The sequence below is a fragment of the Lysobacter antibioticus genome (assembly GCF_001442535.1).
Classification (GTDB): Bacteria; Pseudomonadota; Gammaproteobacteria; order Xanthomonadales; family Xanthomonadaceae; genus Lysobacter; species Lysobacter antibioticus.
In genome coordinates this window covers 2,792,787-2,810,067 of sequence record NZ_CP013141.1, presented here as the reverse complement: position 1 = coordinate 2,810,067, position 17,281 = coordinate 2,792,787, and the positions used below count along the sequence as shown (strand labels likewise).

Below are 17,281 nucleotides of genomic sequence, written 5' to 3'. Positions count from 1 at the left end.
TTCACCAGCCGCTCCGATGAAGCGGCCGGGCCGTTGCCTCACCGCGCCGGCGCCGGATACGCGCGCGGCAGGCCGGTGTCGCCGTGCAGATAACGGTCGCGCAGCTCGGTCTGGCGGCTGCGCATCTCGATCGCGCGGCCGTCCATCCACACTTGCAGGGCGACGTGGGCGACATCGAGCGGATCGCCGCTCCACAGCACCAGGTCGGCGCGCTGGCCCGGGGCGATGGCGCCGACTTGGCCGGCCACGCCGAAGGCTTCGGCCGGCACCCGGGTCAGGCCGGCCAGGCCGTCCGCCCAGGGCAGGCCCGCGGCGACCGCGTTGCCGGCGAGCTGGCGCACCTTGCGTGCGTTGTGCGAGGCGCCGCCTTCGCTGAAACCCACCGCGACCCCGGCCGCGCGCAGGCGCGCGGCGTTTTCCATGCTGGCGCCGACCTGGTCGAAATCGCTCGGCAGGTTGGACAGCGGATTGACGAACACCGGCACCTTGGCCGCGGCGAGCTGCGGCGCGAGCCGCCAGGCTTCGCCGCCGCCGGCGATGGCGATGCGCAGCCGGTGCCGCGCCGACCAGCGCAGCAGCTGGCGGATGTCGGCGGCGCGGTCGACGCCGAACACGATGCGGCCGCCGCCGTCGAGGTATTTGAGCAGGGTCGAGCGCCCGGCCGGCGTCAGCAGCGCGGCATGGTGGCCGGGTGCGATGCGGCCGCGCGCCTCGTCGATCAACTGGTCGAGGATCATCCACTGCGCCGCGCGCGAACTGCCGCTGAGGCCCAGGCCGTCCTTGCCCAGGCGCACGAACAACACGCGCGGGCCGACCGGGTCGGGGCCGCCGTCGAGCCGTTCGACGCCGCCCTGGCCGGCGACGATCGAGCCGCCGGTGGCGGTGCCGACGCCGAGCAGGGTCCAGCCGATGCCTTCGATGCGCGCCACCGGGATCAACACCGAATCGGGGTTGTAGGCCAGGGTCACGTCGAACTCCGGCCGCACCGTCATTTCCTTGGTGTCGGCGCCGAGCGCCATGGTCTGGTCGACCGTGGATTTTTCGCCGGAGACTTCCTCCAGGCCGATCTCGCTGATGCCGCCGAACAGGGTCGGGGTCAGTGGCCGGCCTTCGGCTTCGATCACCTGGGCGCCGGCCGGTGCCGACAGCCCCTTGCCGATCGCGCGCACCACGCCGTTGCCGACCAGCACGTCGGTCTGTTCGAGCGAGCCCTGCGCGGTCGCGGTGTGCACGGTGGCGTTGCGGATCAGGACGTTCTGCGCGGATGCGGCGAAGCTCGCGCAAGCGCCGATCAGGGCGAGCAGCAACGCGCTGCGGCGCAACCCGCGCGTTGCCGCGTTCGCTGCCACGGCGTCGGACAAGGGTTCGATGGACAAGGGTTCGATTCGGCGACGGCTCATCGCACGCCTCCGGTCTGGGTCGCCGGTTGCCCGAGCAGGAAGTCCGACTTGGGTTGCCGCGACGGGTCGGCGCGGTCGTAGACGCGCGCACCGTCGACATAAACCTGCTCGGCCTTGGCGTAGACGCTGAAGGGGTTGCCGTTCCACACCACCACGTCGCCCATCTTGCCGGGTTCGAGGGTGCCGGTGCGCTCGCCGATGCCGAGCGCCTTGGCCGGGTTCTGGGTCAGCCAGCGGATCGCCCGTTCCGGCGCGATGTCGATGCCGGCCAAGCGCGCGTGCGCGATCACCTTGGCCGCTTCCTGGTTGAGGCGCTGGATGCCTTCCTCGGAATCCGAATGCACGATCGCGCAGCTGTTGGCCGGGCGGTCGACGATGGCGATGTTTTCCTGAATGCCGTCGAAGGCCTCCATCTTGAAGCCCCACCAGTCGGCCCACAGCGCGCCGCACACGCCTTCGGCGGCCAGGCGGTCGGCGATCTTGTAGGCCTCCACGCCGTGGTGGAAGGCGCTGACCTTGAAGCCGAACTCCTTGGCCAGGTCGAGCATCGTGGTCATCTCGTCGGCGCGGTAGCAGTGGATGTGGACGAGGATGTCGCCCTTGATCGCGCCGGCCAGGGTGTCGAGCTTGAGGTCGCGCTTGCCGCCGGTGTCCTTCTCGCTGTCGGCGCCGTTGCCGTTGCCGGGCTTGGCGCTGCTCTGCCACCAGCGCTTCTTCTGCGGCGCGGCGGCCTTCGGCGCGGTCTTGCGCAGGTATTCGCTGGCGTCGATGAAGGCGGCGCGGTAGCCGGCGACGTTACCCATGCGCGTGCCCGGCGGCGTGTTGCGGCTGCCGTAGACGCGCTTGGGGTTTTCGCCGCAGGCCATCTTCAGGCCCCACGGCGCGGCCGGGAATTTCATCGCCTGGTAGCTGGTGGCCGGGACGTTCTTCAGCGTCACCCCGCGTCCGCCGATCAGGTTGGCCGAGCCGGGCAGGATCTGCAGCGAGGTGATGCCGCCGGCGAGCGCCGCGGCGAAGCCGGGGTCCTGCGGCCACACCGAATGCTCGGCCCAGACGTTCGGGGTGACCGGGCCGGTCATTTCATTGCCGTCGGCGTGCGCGCCGACGCCGGGGCTCGGGTAGACGCCGAGGTGCGAGTGCACGTCGATGATGCCCGGGGTGATCCACTTGCCGCTCGCATCGACGCGGGCGGCGTCGCTGGGCGCATCGAGGCCGCGGCCGACCGCGACCACCTTGCCGTCGCGCAGCAGCACGTCGGCGTCGTCCAGGCGCTGGCCGGCGCCGGTCAGCACGGTGGCGTGCTGCAGCAGCACCGGGCCGGCGGCGATTGCCTTGTAGGTGCTCGGATAAGGGTCCTGGGTGTAGCGAGAGGCCGACGTGGGCGTGGCGGCCTGCACGGCGCCGGCGAGCAGCGCCAGGCCGCAGCCGGCCAGTAGCGGTCGAAACATGGATTCCCCCAGACAGAGCGAGCGACGGACAACCTCGGAACCGTAACGGCCGCCCGAGCCCCTGCCAACCCTGACTATCGTCATGGGCGGTGCGACAATGGCCGGACAACAACAAGAACAGGCACAGACCATGAAAGAGAAAGAACAGATCGTCGAAAACTGGCTGCCGCGCTACACCGGCGTGCCCCTGGACCAGTTCGGCGAGCACGTCCTGCTGACCAATTTCGGCGGCTACCTGCACACCTTCGCGCGCCTGACCGGCGCCGAAGTGGTCGGCCTGGACCGGCCGATGCCGAGCGCGACCTTCGACGGCATCACCATGATCAACTTCGGCATGGGCAGCCCCAACGCCGCGACCATGATGGACCTGCTGTCGGCGATCATGCCCAAGGCGGTGTTGTTCCTCGGCAAGTGCGGTGGCCTCAAGCGCAAGAACCAGCTCGGCGACCTGGTGTTGCCGATCGCGGCGATCCGCGGCGAAGGCACCTCCAACGATTACCTGCTGCCGGAAGTGCCGGCCCTGCCGGCCTTCGCCCTGCAACGCGCGGTCTCGACCACCATCCGCGACCTCGGCCACGACTACTGGACGGGCTCGGTCTACACCACCAACCGCCGCGTCTGGGAGCACGACGAAGCCTTCAAGGAACGCCTGCGCCAGATGCGCTGCATGGCCATCGACATGGAGACCGCGACCGTGTTCGCCGCCGGCTTCGCCAACCGCATTCCCTGCGGCGCGCTGCTGTTGGTGTCCGACCAGCCGATGATCCCCGAAGGCGTCAAGACCGAAGCCTCGGACGCCAAGGTCAGCGCGAACTTCGTCGACACCCACATCAGCGTCGGCATCGAAGCGCTGAAGCTGATCCGCCGCCACGGCAAGTCGGTGCGGCATTTGCGCTTCGACGAATAACCGCCGCAGCGCGCCAGCCTTTCCGCCTTTGAGTGATTCGCGCCGTCATGACGGATCACTCACGTGTAAGCGCCAACGCACAAAATCCCTCTCCCGCCCGCGGGAGAGGGGTTGCGGTGAGGGCAGCAACCGCTTTGCGCGCGCGCCGTGTCCGCCATCGCAGATCCGCCGCGCAGCCCTGAACCGTTTATCGATGAACGAGCGGATAAGCCTGTTTTTATAGGGGTTCTGCGACGCCAAGCACACGACATCGCACGGCCTGAGACCTCGCGCGCCGACACTGTATTCCACGGCCGGAGGACAGGTCATGGAACAGCTCATCTTCACCATCATCGGCGCCTTGCTTACCTGGGCGTTCTACTTCATCCAGCGTTTCGCCGAACGTCGCGGCACGGTCGACGCGATCGAGCGCGGCAAGCAGTTGCTGGCGCTCAAGCAGGAGCTCGACGGCGCTCATACCAGCGTCGAGGAACTGCGCCGCTTCGAAAGCCGGCTGGTCGGCAAGGCCGAAACCGCGGCGCGCATCGCCGACAGTTACTTCAGCAAGGCCGCCGCGGTCGCGCGCGACAACGAGGACGCGCGGGTCAGCGAAGCCGACATGAGCCAGCAGGCGATCGCCGAACTCAGCCGCGAGGAAGTGCGCTTGCAGGGCTTGGTCGCGCATCTGCGCAAGCAGCTCGACGGCGACGGCCTGGCGGCGTTCGAGCGGGCGCACGAAGCCTGGCTGACTTTTCGCGAATGCCATGCGCGTTTCGTCTCGCATTCGTACTCGGCCGGGCCGATCCGTCCCTTGATCCACGCGGTGACCATGGAAAGCATCACCGTGGCCTGGATCAACGAGCTGGAGACGCAGTTGGGCGAGGATCAGGCCGCTTGATGCGGCCTGCGATCTTCGGCGATTCATGTCGATGCGGCTTGGTGCCCGTCGCAGGGTGAGCGCGACAGCTTCGCGCTTGGTTTGCTAGGGTTCGCCACTTGATCCTCAGCGAGAACCCGCATGTCCGTGACCGCGAAAGACGTCGTCGATTTCTGGCGCAACGCCGGGCCCGCCCGTTGGTTCGATCGCAACGACAGCTTCGATCACCAATGCCGCAGCGGCTTTCTCGAAGCGCACCATGCCGCGGCGCGGCGCGAACACGACGATTGGGTCGAGCGCGATGCCGAATCCGCGCTGGCCCTGTTGATCCTGCTCGATCAGATTCCGCGCAACGTCTTCCGCGGCAGCGCGCATTCCTACGCGACCGACCCGCTCGCGCGGCACTACGCTCGGCGCGCGCTCGAACTCGGCCACGACCGCAGCATCGAGCCGGCGCTGCGCGCGTTCTTCTATTTGCCGTTCGAGCATTCCGAGGCCATCGACGATCAACGCCGTTCGGTCGAATTGCACCGTGGCCTGCCGCCGAACCAGGACGGCAGCGACGCCGCGCAGTGGGCCCTGGCTCATCTCGAGATCATCGAGCGCTTCGGCCGCTTCCCGCACCGCAATGCCGCGCTCGGTCGGGACAGCACGGTCGAGGAGCAGGCCTATCTCGATGGCGGCGGGTTCAAGGGCTGAGCCGGGGCGCGTTTCCCCGCGAACGCGTCGTATCCCCTGTAGGAGCGACGCCGCCGCTCTTGGGTAGGAGCGACGCAAGTCGCGACCGCGCGCCCACCCGAACCGACGCCGCAGTCCGTCAGCCTGCGTCGCGGCTCGCGCCGCTCCTACCCTCGCAGGCGGCGCTCCGGCTACGGCCGCATCAATCCAACAACCGCTGCTGCGGCGAATACGGGACGACGCGCAGGGTGCGGTCCTGGATCTCGCCGACCATGCGGCCGTGCACGCGGGTCTGGCGCTTGATCTCGGACCATTCTTCGTCGGCCATGAACTTGCTCCAGCGGTCCTTCATCGTCGTCTCGTCGGGCCATTCGAGCAGGTAGGCGAATTCGGTGCGCTGCGCGGTTTTGGTCTCCCACATAGCGACGATGCGGAAGTCGTAGCGGCGCATGATGCGCAGGGCGTGATCGCGGAAGCGGGCGTGGAAATGCGGTTTGGTGTCTTCGAAGATTTCGTAGATGCGCAGTTGTTGTACGGGAGCGGCGGTGGCGGCCGGGGTGTCGCTGGCCTGGGCCACGGGGGCGGCGCAGAGCAGGCACAGAAGCAGGGCGAGCGCACAACGGCGAAGGGCGGGCACGGCGGTAGCGTTCACGAAGAAGACTCCGGGTCGGATGCGCCGGTCCGTGGCGATGGTCGTGCGGGCAAGGGGCAAGGCGTGGTTGCCGGCGCCGAGCTTAGGCGATGGCCACGCCATGTCCATCGGCCAGAAGTTGGTAGAGCGACGACCATCCGCGGCGTTGCCAGCGCTCGGGTAGGAGCGACGCGAGTCGCGACCGCGCACCCGCCCGAGCCGGCGCGGCGATCCGCCAGCCCGGCCCACAAAACGAAACGGCCGCGACGCAGGGCGTCGCGGCCGTTCGATGCGGGCTTGCCGATCGATCAGAACTGCCGATCGATCAGTACTTCGGAATCGAAGCGTCCAGGTTGGCCCAGGCGTCGATGCCGCCTTCGATGTTGTAGACCTCGCGGAAACCGAGCTGGCGGAAGTGCTCGGCGGCCTGGGCGCTGCGGCCGCCGTGGTGGCACAGGAACGCCAGCGGGGTGTCCTTGGGCAGGCCTTCGAGGGCATCGGTGCCGGCATCGAAGGTATCGAAAGCGATGCCGACGCGGGCGATCGCGCGTTCGTCGGCGGGACGCACGTCGACCACGCGCAGCGAGCCTTCGCCGGCGCGCGCGAGCGCCTGCTCGGGGGCGATCGGCTGCACCGCCGGCGGGGCGTTGGGGTTGGTGATGACCAGGCCGCGGCCGCGTTCGTCGTCGGCCCAGTCGATGCTGACGCCGTCGGCGCGGCGGGCGTTGATCCAGTCGGTCTGCACGCGCACGCCTTCGGCCTCGACGGCGATGGCGTTGGCGTCGACCGGCGCCAGTTGCAGACGGACGTTGTGGCGCGCATCGACTTCAAGCTGCACCGCGTAGTTGTCGCCGGCATTGGCCACCGCGTCGCGCAACATCTTCGCCGCGGCCGGAGTGATGGTCAGCTTCGGCGGGCTGCGGTCCGGGACCGGCAGGCCGAGCAGTTCGTGCAGCTCGCCGCTGGCGGCCATCTGCTCGACGATGTCGCTGCCGCCGACCAGTTGTGCGTCGATGTAGAGCTGCGGGATCGTCGGCCACTCGCCGTATTGCTTGATGCCCTCGCGGATCTCAGCGTCGGCCAGCACGTCGACATGGGCATAGCCCTGCGGCAGCAGCGCGTTGAGCGCGCCGGAGGCCTTGGCCGAGAAGCCGCATTGCGGCGCGGTGGGGCCGCCCTTCATGAACAGAACGACGCGGTTGGACTGGAGCAGGGTTTCGATGCGCGAACGCAGGGCAGGGTCGAGGGACATGGAGGTCAGCCGGGCGGGGATAGGGGCAAGGTGGGGGCGGGCAGTCTACGCCGCAAGGTAGGATGCGGCATCCGCCGGCGTCTCGGGCTGCCGCGGAGCCCCTCCCGACCCTCGGAACCGCCCGCCGCGCATGAACGCCATCCTCGTCGCCCATCGTCCTCCGCGCCGTCCTGGTGTCTGGCTGTGGCTGTTCCTCGGCTCGCAGCTGCTGATGGTCGCCTTGTGGGCGCGCTACGGCTGGACCGTCGGCCTGCCGGCCTTGCTGCTGAGCCACGGGGCGATGGTCTGGGGCACCCTGTGGCCGCGTTCGCGTCTGTTCAGCCCGGTGCTGTCGCGGCTGCCGACCCGCGAACGCGCGATCTGGCTGACCATCGACGACGGCCCCTCCGACGACACCCTGGCCCTGCTCGATCTGCTCGACGCCCACCAGGCCAAGGCCACCTTCTTCGTGGTCGCGCAGCGCGCCGAACAACGCGCCGACTTGCTACGCGAGATCGTCCGCCGCGGCCACGACCTGGGCAACCACAGCGCCAGCCACCCCGCGGCGCGGTTCTGGATGCTGGGGCCGGCGGCGATGGCCGCCGAGATCGGCGGCGCCCAGGCGCGACTGCAGGCCTTGATCCCCGGCTTGCGCCTGCGCTGGTTCCGGGCGGTGGTCGGCATGGCCAATCCGTTCACCGCGCAGCCCTTGAGCACGCACGGTTTGATCCGGGTGGCGTGGAGCGCGCGCGGCTTCGATGCAGTCGCGGCCGACCCGGCCACGGTGGTGGCGCGGATCGAAAAAGATCTCGCGCCGGGCGCGATCGTGCTGATGCACGAGGGCGCGCGCCATGGGCGCAATGTCGAGACCATGGCGGTGTTGTTGCGGCGTTTGCGCGAGCTGGATTATCGCTGCGTGGTGCCGTCGGTCGAATGAGGGGCCGCCTGGGCCGAGCCGATAAGGGTAGGAGCGGCGCGAGCCGCGACCGCGCCCTGTCCGGTTACCGCGTGCCCCTCACTCCGGTCGCGCCGCCACGATCCGCCAGTTGTTGAACGGCGTGCGCCCGAACAGCGGCGTGAACTCGACCTCGAGACCGGCTTCGCGCAAGCGCGCGCGCAAACCTTCTCCGTTGGGGTAGTAGCGCGGCATCGCATTCATCCAGCCCAGCGCGCGCGAGAACAGGTCGACCGCGAGGGTGATGCGGGCACGGTGGGTGCCGTCGTCGAGGCCGGTGCGGATCACCAGGCGCGCGCCCGGGGTCAGCATCGCGATCATGGCGTCGATCGCGCGTGCCTGCGCCGGGTAGGGAATGAACTGCAGCACGTCGAGCATCACCACGCTGCCGCGATGCTCAGGCACTTCGTGAGCGAGGTCGACGGTCTCGAACACGGCCTGATCCAGGCCGACCCGCGCCGCGGCGCGGGTGGCGCGGCGGATCTTCGCCGCATCGCTGTCGACGCCGCGATACGGCAGGCGGATGCCGTCGGCCAGCAAGGTGTGGGCGAGCAGGCCGAGGCCGCAGCCCAGGTCCAGCAGCGGCGCGCGGGTGCCGCGCAAGGCTGCGCTGACGCCCGGATAGAGCGGATCGCTGCCGAGCTTGGCGCGGCTGTAGTAATAGTCCCAACGATTGCCGAGCGGGTGCTCGGGCAGATAGGCGCGCGCGATGCGGTCCGCCTGTCCGTGGGCCATGGCTTGTACCGCTTCGTTCATTGCTGGGTCCGGACTCCGTTCGCGGCCGTGCCGCCGGCGGCAGTTTGGCATCCCGGCGCGGCCCGCGCTCGGCGGTCGCGACGGGGCGGCATCGAGTACACCGTCGCCGCACTCGGCGCGGCCGCGTTCAGTCCGCGCGCGAGGCCAGCAGCCGCTGCGCCACCGGCACGGCCAGTTCGGTCCACTGCGTGTACATCGCCGCCGACGGATGCAGGCCATCCTCGGCGACCATCGCCGCTTCGCTGCCGCGTGCGCGCGAGACCGGAGTGATGTCGACGAAGGCGACGCCATGCCGCGTGCAGATATCGCGCGCGGCCTGATTGAACACATCGAGCTCGGCGCCGATCGTCGCCGGGCTGCGCTTGTCGCTGGCGCCGAACGGGGTCGCGCCCCAATCGGGGATCGACAGCACCAGCACGCGGTCGGCGCGGCCGTGGGCGTAACGGATCGCGCGTTCGAGCAGTTCGCGGAACTCGACGCCGTACTGCACCGCGCTGCGGCCGCGGTACTGGTTGTTGACGCCGATCAACAGGCTGACGAAATCCCACTGCCCCAGCGGTTCGGCCAGATCCAGCGCGAGCGCGAGCTCGTCGGTGGTCCAGCCGGTGGTGGCGATGATGCGCGGGTCGGCGAGGTCGACGCCGCGCTCGCGCAGCGTGCCGGCCATCTGCAGCGGCCAACGCCCGGCTTCGGGCACGGCTTCGCCAATGGTGTAGCTATCGCCGAGCGCGAGATAAGACAGCGCCATGGTCGCTTCAGGCCACCGCGGCGCGCTGCGTTTCGACCTGGGCGCCGCGCTCGGCGTAACGGTCGAGCACGCGTTCGATGCGCTGGAACACCTCGCGCACTTCGGCCGGCTGCGGCAGCAGGGTGACGCGGAAGTGGTTGCGGTAGGGCACGTTGAAGCTCGAGCCCGGCACCACCAGCACGTCTTCGGTTTCGAGCAGTTCCAGCGCGAACTTGTGGTCGTCGAAGCCCTGCGCGGCGGCGCCGACCACGGCCGGGAACGCGTACAGGGCGCCGGCCGGCGCGACCAGCTCCAGGTGCCGGCTGGCTTCGACCGACTCGATCACCGCGCGGCGCGCCTCGTACAGGCGTCCGCCCGGCACGCACAGCGGGGTGATGGTGTCTTCGCCGTTGAGCGCGGCTTCGATCGCGAACTGGCCCGGCACGTTGGCGCACAGGCGCAGCGCGCCGAGCAGGTCCATGGCGTGGTGGAAGTCGCCGCTGGCGACCGGGTCGCCCGACAGCACCGCCCAACCCACGCGCCAGCCGCAGGCGCGGTGCACCTTGGACAGGCCGCCGAAGCTCAGGCAGGGCAGGTCGCCGGCGATCGGCGCGACCGGGGTGAACTGGGCACCGTCGTAGAGGATCGAGTCGTAGATCTCGTCGCACATCAGCAGCAGCTTGTGGCGCGCGGCGATCGCGACGATGCGTTCGATCAGCTCGCGCGGGTAAGCCGCGCCGGTCGGGTTGTTCGGGTTGATCAGCACGATCGCGCGGGTGCGGCTGGAGATCAATTGCTCGATCTCGTCCGGGTCGGGCAGGAAGCCGTTCTCGGGCTGGCAGCGGTAATACACCGGGCGGCCGTCGTTGAGGATGGTCGCGGCCGACCACAGCGGGTAGTCGGGCGAGGGCAGCAGCACTTCGTCGCCGGGATTGAGCAGGGCGCGCAGCGACAGGTCGATCAGCTCGCTGACGCCGTTGCCGACGAACACGCGCTCGGGCGAGGCGTTGGGCGTGCCGCGGCGCTTGTGGAACGCGGCGATGGCTTCGCGCGCGGCCGGCAGGCCTTGCTGATGGGTATAGGGATCGGTGTTGGCGATGTGGTCGGCGATCGCGCGCTGCAGATGTTCGGGCGCGCGGAAGCCGAAGGCGCCGGGGTTGCCGATGTTGAGCTTGATCTGCTTGCGTCCCTGGGCCTCCAACTCACGGGCTCGCCGGGCCAGTTCACCGCGGATTTCGTAACGGACTTCGGACAGGCGTTCGCGGGTTTTCAGGGGCGGCAATGACATCGGGGCAGGGCTGGGTCGAAGGAGAGACCCCCAGACTAGCTGAATCGGTCCGGCGAATCAGCCGGGGGCGCCGATTCCGGGCGTCGGCGATCTGCGCAGGCGGGCACGGATTGGCCGCGCCGGCGGCCCCATTCCCGGCCGCCGCCGCCTTCGCCGCCGGTCCGGAGCCCGCCGCCGGGGCCGAAACCCGCGGCCGGCCTATGTAGAATCGCGCCATGACCCTCGTTGCCCGCGCCTTTGACTCCTGAACTCGCTGCCTTGCAGGCGATCGGCTGGCCGATCACGGCCGCCGAGCCGTTGCCCGCCGACCCCGTCTGGCGCCAGGCGCTGCTCGACCACCCTCAGGCCCGCCCGGCGCGGGTGACCGAGCAGCACCGCAGCGGCTATGTCGTGTCCGAAGGCCCCGACAGCGGCTATCGGGTCGAATCCCTGCCCGAATGGCAGCGCCCGGCCAATTACAAGAAAGGCTCGGTCGCGCCCGAACAGCGCCCCGGGGTCGGCGACTGGCTGCTGATCGAGGGCGACGGCAGCCGCGGCAAGGTCGTCGCGCTGCTGCCGCGCTACAGCGCGATCAAGCGCGGCGCCGCCGGCGAGCATTACAAGCAGCAGTTGATCGCGGCGAACATCGACACGGTGTTCATCGTCTGCGGGCTGGATGCCGACTTCAATCCGCGCCGGATCGAGCGCTATCTGCTGCTGGTCCGCGGCGGCGCCGAGCCGGTGGTGGTGCTGACCAAGGCCGACGAAGCCATCGCCGCCGACGAGAACGCGGTCGCCGAGGCGACCGGCGCCTTGATCGAGCTGGCCCAGGGCGTGGCGATCCGCGCGGTCAACGCGCGCGACCGCGACGGCAGCGTCGCGGCGATGGCGCCGTGGCTGCAGCCGGGCCGCACCGTGGTGCTGGTGGGTTCTTCCGGCGCCGGCAAGTCGACCCTGACCAACAGCCTGCTGGGCATCGAGCGCATGAAGACCGGCGCGGTGCGCGAGAGCGATGCGCGTGGCCGCCACACCACCACCCACCGCGCCCTGATCCCGCTGCCGTCGGGCGCCTGCCTGATCGACACCCCGGGCATGCGCGAGCTCAAGCCGACCGGCGAGGAAGACGTCGCCGAGAATTTCAGCGACGTCGAAGCCTTGGCCGAGCAGTGCAAGTTCCGCGACTGCTCGCACGACCGCGAACCCGGCTGCGCCGTACGCGCGGCGATCGAAGGCGGCCGGCTCGACCCGCAGCGGTTCGCCAACTATTTGAAATTGCGCGACGAAGTCGCCGGCGCGGCCAACAAGCTGGCCAACCGGCGCGCGCAGAAGGCCGACGAGAAAGTGGCCGGCAAGGCGCCCGGCAAGCGGCCGGACGACAAGCATGGGCGCCGCTGAGCGCCCGGGTTCAGTCGTAAAGCCGGGCGCAGACGGGGCGTTTGCGCTGGCCGAACCGCTCTCGCTCTCCACCGCGAAACACCCCCAAGGCCCTGCTGCATGAGCCTGCTCAGCCCCAGTCTGCACAGCGAAATCCAGCATCACGCCGCGCTCGATGCGCGCATGGTCCGGGTCGCGCGCGGGATCAAGCTGCTGACCATGGCGAGTTGGCCGTCGGGCCTGGAGGTGCAGTTCCTCGACGACTACGCGCGCGGCACCGCGCAGTTGCCGATCATCGAGTATCCGAAGTACGACTTCAGCGAAGCCCGGCGTGAGCTCGAAGCGGTCGCCGCCGAAGCCGATCCGGATCATCCGCTCGGCGAGTACCTGATCGAATCGGCGCATTCCTGGGGCGTGGCCGCGCAGTTGCTGGAATCGTTGGGCTCGACCGCGGTCACGGGCTATTCGGTGCAGTTGTTCGGCAAGCCCGATGCGGCGCTGCCCGGGCAGGGGCCGAGCACGCGCGAGGCCGCCAATCATTTCATCTCGATCGCCAACGAACTCGACCGCGAGCTGATGTCGCCGGCCGAAACCGTGGAAATCTCGGCGACTGCCTTGAGCCTGCAACTGCAGCGCGATCTCGACGATTACTTCGACGCCCGCGTGATCGAGGTCGTGCTCGACCCGGACCTGATCGCCAAGGCCGCCGCCGGCGCGACCCGCATCCGCCTGCGCAGCGGCGCCGCCTTCAGCGACTACGACCGCCATCAGCTGCTGCAGCACGAAGCCTTCGTGCACTCGCTGACCGCGCTCAACGGCCGCGAACAGCCGGTGCTGCCGAGCCTGGCGCTGTCGTCGCCGCGTACCACCGCGACCCAGGAAGGCCTGGCGACCTTCGCCGAACAGATCACCGGCAGCATCGACATCGGCCGCATGAAACGGCTGAGCCTGCGCATCGACGCGGTGGCGATGGCGCTCGACGGCGCCGATTTCATCCAGGTGTTCCGCTACTTCATCGACGCCGGCCAAACGCCGGCCGACAGCTTCGCCTCGGCCCAGCGCGTGTTCCGCGGCGTGCCCACGACCGGCGGCTCCGCCTTCACCAAGGACGCAGTCTATCTGCGTGGCCTGGTCGGCGTGCACACCTTCTTCCGCTGGGCCTTGCGCCAACAGAAGCTGCACCTGTGCCGCTGGTTGTTCGCCGGCAAGATGACCCTCGGCGACGTACAGCGGTTCGAGCCCTTGTTCGACAGCGGCGTGCTCGCGCCGCCGCGCTGGATGCCGCCGTGGATCACCCGCGCGAACGGACTCGCCGGAATGCTGGCGTTCTCGCTGTTCGCCAACCGCATCCGCCTCGACCAGATGGCGGAGGGGGATTTCAGCGAAATCGGTTGAGAGCCAGGAGTGAGTGCAGAAAAGTGAGAAGTGAGTAAGGGCAATAGCTTGCTCTCACTCATTCCTCACTCCTCTCCACTCGTTTCTAGCTTCAAGCCATATGCAGCCCGCCGTTGACCGCGTAATCCGCACCGGTCACGAAGGCCGCATCGTCCGAGGCCAACCACGCGCACAGGCTGGCGACCTCGTCCGGCTTGCCCAGGCGGCGCACCGGCACCGACGCGGCGAGCCGGTCGAGCACATCGGGCGGAAACGCGCTGATCGCGGCGCTGGCCACATAGCCGGGCGATACCGTGTTGACGGTGACGCCGCGCGCGGCGAACTCCTGGGCCAGGGCGCGGGTGAAGCCATGCATCGCCGACTTCGCCGTGGCGTAGTTGACCTGGCCGATCTGGCCTTTCTGCGCGCTGACCGAGGCGATGTTGATGATCCGGCCCCAGCCGCGCGCCGACATGCCGTCGATGACCTGCTTGGTGATGTTGAACAGGCTGTGCAGGTTGCCGGCCATCACCGCGTTCCAGTCCTCGCGGGTCATCTGCCGGAACAGCACGTCGCGGGTGCCGCCGGCGTTGTTGACCAGTACGTCGATCTCGCCGACCTCGGCCTTGACCTTGGCGAATGCGGCGACGGTCGACTCCCAGTCGGCGGCATTGCCTTCGGAAGCGATGAAATCGAAACCCAGCTCGCGTTGTTCGCGCAGCCAAGTAGCCTTGCGCGGCGAGTTGGGCCCGCAGCCGGCGACCACGGTGTGGCCGCCGTGGGCGAGCTTCTGGCAAATCGCGGTGCCGAGGCTGCCCATGCCGCTGGTGACGTAGGCGATGCGGAGTGTCATGGCGTCCCTCGTGGGTGGTAGGAGTGAGAAGTAAGCAGAGAGGAGTGAGTTGAGGGATAAGGAGTGAGTCGAGAGGAGTGAGAGTGAGTGGAGGCGTATGTGCGAGGTGAGGGAGCTTGTCGCTCTCACTCACTCCTCACTCCTGCCTACTCACTCCTCGCCTCAAGACGCCAGCGGATACAACGCCAGCGCCAGCGAAGCGAACATCAGCACCAGCGAGATCAACACCGCCCATTTCAGGGCGAAGCGCTGGTGGTCGGCGAAATCGACGTTGGCCATGCCGACCAGCAGATAGGTCGACGGCACCAGCGGGCTCAGCAGATGCACCGGCTGGCCGGCGAGCGAGGCACGCGCCATCTCGACCGGGGTGATGCCGTAATGGCCGGCTGCTTCCGACAGGATCGGCAACACGCCGAAGTAGAAGGCGTCGTTGGACATGAAGAAAGTGAACGGCATGCTCGCGATGGCCGTGATCACCGCCAGGTACGGGCCCCAGGCGTCGGGAATCACCGCCAGGAAGCTGCGCGACATCGCCTCGACCATGCCGGTGTTGGACAAAATGCCGGTGAAAATGCCGGCGGCGAAGATCAGCGACACCACTGCGAGCACGTTACCGGCATGGTTGCCGATGCGGCGGCGCTGTTCGGCGAGGTCGGGGTAGTTGATCACCAGGGCGAAGGCGAAGCCGATCATGAACAACACCGGCAGCGGCAGCACGCCGAGCACCAGCGCCGTCATCAATCCGAGCGTCAGCGCGGCGTTGATCCACAACAGCTTCGGCCGCTTGGTGTCTTCGCTGTCGGCCAGGGTCGGCAGATTGTCGCTGGCGGTGTCGAGGTCGGGGTTCCAGTCGGCGGCATGGCCGTCCAGGGTGACGATGCCGAGGCGCTTGCGCTCGCGCAGGCCGAGGTACCAGGCCAGCAGCAGGATGCCGACCAAGGACACCGCCATCGCCGGCACCAGCGGCACGAATACGTCGCTGGGGTCGACGTGCAAGGCGGTCGCGGCGCGCGCGGTCGGGCCGCCCCATGGGGTCAGGTTCATCACCCCGCCGGCGAGGATGGTCACGCAGGTCAGGTTGAGCGCGTTCATGCGCAGGCGCTGAAACAGCGGCAGCATCGCCGAGACGGTGATCATGTAGGTGGTCGAGCCGTCGCCGTCGAGCGAGATCAGCATCGCCAGCACCGCGGTGCCGACCACGATCTTGACCGGGTCACCCTTGACCAGCTTGAGGATGCGCTTGACTACCGGGTCGAACAGACCGGCATCGATCATCACCCCGAAGTACAGGATCGCGAACATCAGCATCACGCCGGTCGGCGCGATCTTCTTGATGCCCTCGATCATCATCTCGCCGATGTCGTTGCGGAAACCGCCGACCAGGGCGAACAGGATCGGGATCACGATCAGAGCCACCAGCGGCGACATCCGCTTGCTCATGATCAGATACATGAAGGTCAGGACCATGCCGAAGCCGAGCGCGGTCAACATGAGGAACTCCGGTGGGGGCGAGAAGTGAGGAGTGAGGAGTGAGGAACGAGCAAGAGCGGAGTGCCGTTACTCACTCCTCACTCCTCGCCTCTCACTCCTGCTTCAAAAGTCGTACTGGAACCGCCCCGTTAACGCCCGGGTCCGATCGAGCGTGACGCCCGCCAGGCGATCGCGGTTGCGACTCTCGATCCAATCGAGCATGAAGCGCAGGTTCGAACGCAGATGCCAGTTCACCCCGAGGCTCGCCTGCTCCATCGATACGTCGCTGAAATTCGCGGCGCCGTCGAGGTGCTGCTTGCCGCGGATCGTGTCGTAGCGCAGCGCGACCTGCCAGGCACCGCTGCTGCGCGCCGGTTTGACCCGGGCGAAGCGGCCGGTCTTGCTGTCGTAGGGCATCGACTCGCCGGTCAGGAACCAGCCGACCAGGCCATAGGCCGAACGGATCTGGCCGCGCTGGCTGCCGTCGTCGAAGTTGGCGCCGCCGAGTTCGGACTGCACATACAGCGGTCCGTGGGCGAGGCCGAACTCGAGCGAGTACTTGTCGACGTCGGTGTCGAGCCCGCGATTGAAGTTGACCAAGGTCGCGCGGCTGTTGTCGGACAGATGCCCGGCCGGGCGCGGCGCGATGCGCAGCGCGTTGGCGCCGTCGCGGCCGGGATGGTCGTAGGCCTCGCGCGCCAGCGACAGGCCCAGGTGCAGGGTGCGTTCGTCCGCATGCAGCGGCGTCCAAGTGCCGCGCGCGCCGACAGCGTGGCCCTTGACCTGCCACACGTCGATGCTTTCCAGGCTGTAGACGCTGCCGGCGACGGTGTAGTCGTCGCGCGCGGTGATCCAGGCGGCGCCCAGCCGGTACAGCGGCGCGACCGAGCTGGCGAACATGCTGCGCTCCATGAATACGCCGTAGTTCGAGCTGATGCGGTCGTCGAGGGTGAAGTGCTGCTTGAACTGGCCCAGGGTCAGCTTGCCGGCCTTGAAATCGCGGGTGACGTAGACGTCCTTGGCTTCGATGCTGTCCTTGGAGAAATCGTCCTGCAGGCCGGCGAAGTCGCCTTCGATCTTGTAGCCCCAGCCGTAGAACTTGCCGGACACGTCGAGCCACAGCCGGCGCACCTCGGTGTCGTCGCCGTTGCGCAGGCCGCGCGCGTCGTTGTCGAAATCGGCGAAGTCCCAGTGCAGGCGGCCGCCGAGTTCGGCGGTGACCGGGCCGTCTTCGGCCAGGCACGGGGCGGCGAACAGGCACAGCGCGGCGCACGCGGCGGCATGACGGAAAAGCACCATCGTAGGCATCTGGTTTCCCTATTTTTCTGCCGTTTTTCGACGACAGGCGCGTGTT

General features: G+C 68.6%; 16 protein-coding genes. 6 read left to right on the top strand and 10 right to left on the bottom strand.

Going from position 1 to position 17,281, the window contains the following annotated elements:
- Window positions 1-38: 38 nt before the first annotated feature.
- Together GLA29479_RS11335 and GLA29479_RS11330 are read right to left on the bottom strand one after the other, a co-directional pair.
- The gene (locus GLA29479_RS11335; RefSeq protein ID WP_144436468.1) at window positions 39-1,400 is read right to left on the bottom strand and encodes an amidohydrolase family protein; all 1,362 of its coding nucleotides are present in this window, start codon (window positions 1,398-1,400) and stop codon (window positions 39-41) included.
- On the bottom strand, window positions 1,397-2,848 hold the full coding sequence (locus tag GLA29479_RS11330; RefSeq protein ID WP_057971638.1) for an amidohydrolase: 1,452 nt from the start codon (window positions 2,846-2,848) through the stop codon (window positions 1,397-1,399). Before GLA29479_RS11330 ends, GLA29479_RS11335 begins: the two co-directional genes overlap by 4 nt.
- Before the next feature lie 130 nt (window positions 2,849-2,978).
- On the opposite strand from GLA29479_RS11330, the gene GLA29479_RS11325 reads away from it, so the two are divergent.
- From GLA29479_RS11325 to GLA29479_RS11315, 3 genes are all read left to right on the top strand, one after another.
- The gene (locus GLA29479_RS11325; protein ID WP_057919309.1) at window positions 2,979-3,755 is read left to right on the top strand and encodes an AMP nucleosidase; all 777 of its coding nucleotides are present in this window, start codon (window positions 2,979-2,981) and stop codon (window positions 3,753-3,755) included.
- 307 nt (window positions 3,756-4,062) lie between these two features.
- Complete coding sequence (locus tag GLA29479_RS11320) at window positions 4,063-4,632, top strand: lysozyme inhibitor LprI family protein (protein WP_057971637.1); 570 nt, start codon at window positions 4,063-4,065, stop codon at window positions 4,630-4,632.
- 120 nt (window positions 4,633-4,752) lie between these two features.
- Window positions 4,753-5,310 (top strand): DUF924 family protein, encoded by a 558-nt coding sequence (locus GLA29479_RS11315; protein WP_057971636.1) that lies wholly within the window; start codon window positions 4,753-4,755, stop codon window positions 5,308-5,310.
- Between the two features lie 181 nt (window positions 5,311-5,491).
- Here GLA29479_RS11315 and GLA29479_RS11310 read toward each other — a convergent pair whose 3' ends face one another.
- Window positions 5,492-5,941, bottom strand: coding sequence for an NIPSNAP family protein (locus tag GLA29479_RS11310; protein ID WP_248842833.1), 450 nt, complete (start codon window positions 5,939-5,941; stop codon window positions 5,492-5,494).
- A 304-nt stretch (window positions 5,942-6,245) separates the two neighbouring features.
- On the bottom strand, window positions 6,246-7,172 hold the full coding sequence (gene grxD / locus GLA29479_RS11305) for a Grx4 family monothiol glutaredoxin (protein WP_057971635.1): 927 nt from the start codon (window positions 7,170-7,172) through the stop codon (window positions 6,246-6,248).
- 130 nt (window positions 7,173-7,302) lie between these two features.
- Here grxD and GLA29479_RS11300 point away from each other — a divergent pair, with 130 nt between their 5' ends.
- On the top strand, window positions 7,303-8,088 hold the full coding sequence (locus GLA29479_RS11300; RefSeq protein WP_057971634.1) for a polysaccharide deacetylase family protein: 786 nt from the start codon (window positions 7,303-7,305) through the stop codon (window positions 8,086-8,088).
- A gap of 78 nt (window positions 8,089-8,166) precedes the next feature.
- Here GLA29479_RS11300 and GLA29479_RS11295 read toward each other — a convergent pair whose 3' ends face one another.
- The 3 genes from GLA29479_RS11295 to GLA29479_RS11285 form a co-directional block, all read right to left on the bottom strand.
- Window positions 8,167-8,841: a methyltransferase domain-containing protein gene (locus tag GLA29479_RS11295; RefSeq protein WP_057973166.1), complete on the bottom strand. Its 675-nt coding sequence runs from the start codon at window positions 8,839-8,841 to the stop codon at window positions 8,167-8,169.
- A 148-nt stretch (window positions 8,842-8,989) separates the two neighbouring features.
- Window positions 8,990-9,610 carry an SGNH/GDSL hydrolase family protein gene (locus GLA29479_RS11290; protein WP_057971633.1) on the bottom strand — a complete coding sequence of 207 codons (621 nt, stop codon included), beginning with the start codon at window positions 9,608-9,610 and terminating at the stop codon, window positions 8,990-8,992.
- Between the two features lie 7 nt (window positions 9,611-9,617).
- Window positions 9,618-10,877: a pyridoxal phosphate-dependent aminotransferase gene (locus GLA29479_RS11285; RefSeq protein ID WP_057971632.1), complete on the bottom strand. Its 1,260-nt coding sequence runs from the start codon at window positions 10,875-10,877 to the stop codon at window positions 9,618-9,620.
- A 225-nt stretch (window positions 10,878-11,102) separates the two neighbouring features.
- Between GLA29479_RS11285 and rsgA the strand changes: the two genes are divergently transcribed.
- Together rsgA and GLA29479_RS11275 are read left to right on the top strand one after the other, a co-directional pair.
- Window positions 11,103-12,251: a ribosome small subunit-dependent GTPase A gene (gene rsgA / locus GLA29479_RS11280; RefSeq protein ID WP_082638552.1), complete on the top strand. Its 1,149-nt coding sequence runs from the start codon at window positions 11,103-11,105 to the stop codon at window positions 12,249-12,251.
- 99 nt (window positions 12,252-12,350) lie between these two features.
- Window positions 12,351-13,625 (top strand): flavohemoglobin expression-modulating QEGLA motif protein, encoded by a 1,275-nt coding sequence (locus tag GLA29479_RS11275; protein WP_057919301.1) that lies wholly within the window; start codon window positions 12,351-12,353, stop codon window positions 13,623-13,625.
- 91 nt (window positions 13,626-13,716) lie between these two features.
- On the opposite strand, the gene phbB is transcribed toward GLA29479_RS11275, so the two are convergent.
- The 3 genes from phbB to GLA29479_RS11260 form a co-directional block, all read right to left on the bottom strand.
- Window positions 13,717-14,457 carry an acetoacetyl-CoA reductase gene (gene phbB / locus GLA29479_RS11270; RefSeq protein WP_057971631.1) on the bottom strand — a complete coding sequence of 247 codons (741 nt, stop codon included), beginning with the start codon at window positions 14,455-14,457 and terminating at the stop codon, window positions 13,717-13,719.
- A gap of 162 nt (window positions 14,458-14,619) precedes the next feature.
- Window positions 14,620-15,948 carry a CitMHS family transporter gene (locus GLA29479_RS11265; protein ID WP_057971630.1) on the bottom strand — a complete coding sequence of 443 codons (1,329 nt, stop codon included), beginning with the start codon at window positions 15,946-15,948 and terminating at the stop codon, window positions 14,620-14,622.
- A gap of 102 nt (window positions 15,949-16,050) precedes the next feature.
- Window positions 16,051-17,235, bottom strand: coding sequence for an OprO/OprP family phosphate-selective porin (locus GLA29479_RS11260; RefSeq protein ID WP_057971629.1), 1,185 nt, complete (start codon window positions 17,233-17,235; stop codon window positions 16,051-16,053).
- Window positions 17,236-17,281 lie beyond the last annotated feature (46 nt).

What these genes read in the sequence shown, in the direction of transcription:
- GLA29479_RS11265 (WP_057971630.1), bottom strand. Translation starts at nt 15,948, where the DNA reads ATGTTGACCGCGCTCGGCTTCGGCATGGTCCTGACCTTCATGTATCTG.
- GLA29479_RS11335 (WP_144436468.1), bottom strand. Translation starts at nt 1,400, where the DNA reads ATGAGCCGTCGCCGAATCGAACCCTTGTCCATCGAACCCTTGTCCGAC.
- GLA29479_RS11285 (WP_057971632.1), bottom strand. Translation starts at nt 10,877, where the DNA reads ATGTCATTGCCGCCCCTGAAAACCCGCGAACGCCTGTCCGAAGTCCGT.
- GLA29479_RS11325 (WP_057919309.1), top strand. Translation starts at nt 2,979, where the DNA reads ATGAAAGAGAAAGAACAGATCGTCGAAAACTGGCTGCCGCGCTACACC.
- GLA29479_RS11295 (WP_057973166.1), bottom strand. Translation starts at nt 8,841, where the DNA reads ATGGCCCACGGACAGGCGGACCGCATCGCGCGCGCCTATCTGCCCGAG.
- GLA29479_RS11290 (WP_057971633.1), bottom strand. Translation starts at nt 9,610, where the DNA reads ATGGCGCTGTCTTATCTCGCGCTCGGCGATAGCTACACCATTGGCGAA.
- GLA29479_RS11320 (WP_057971637.1), top strand. Translation starts at nt 4,063, where the DNA reads ATGGAACAGCTCATCTTCACCATCATCGGCGCCTTGCTTACCTGGGCG.
- GLA29479_RS11330 (WP_057971638.1), bottom strand. Translation starts at nt 2,848, where the DNA reads ATGTTTCGACCGCTACTGGCCGGCTGCGGCCTGGCGCTGCTCGCCGGC.
- GLA29479_RS11275 (WP_057919301.1), top strand. Translation starts at nt 12,351, where the DNA reads ATGAGCCTGCTCAGCCCCAGTCTGCACAGCGAAATCCAGCATCACGCC.
- GLA29479_RS11315 (WP_057971636.1), top strand. Translation starts at nt 4,753, where the DNA reads ATGTCCGTGACCGCGAAAGACGTCGTCGATTTCTGGCGCAACGCCGGG.
- phbB (WP_057971631.1), bottom strand. Translation starts at nt 14,457, where the DNA reads ATGACACTCCGCATCGCCTACGTCACCAGCGGCATGGGCAGCCTCGGC.
- GLA29479_RS11300 (WP_057971634.1), top strand. Translation starts at nt 7,303, where the DNA reads ATGAACGCCATCCTCGTCGCCCATCGTCCTCCGCGCCGTCCTGGTGTC.
- grxD (WP_057971635.1), bottom strand. Translation starts at nt 7,172, where the DNA reads ATGTCCCTCGACCCTGCCCTGCGTTCGCGCATCGAAACCCTGCTCCAG.
- GLA29479_RS11260 (WP_057971629.1), bottom strand. Translation starts at nt 17,235, where the DNA reads ATGCCTACGATGGTGCTTTTCCGTCATGCCGCCGCGTGCGCCGCGCTG.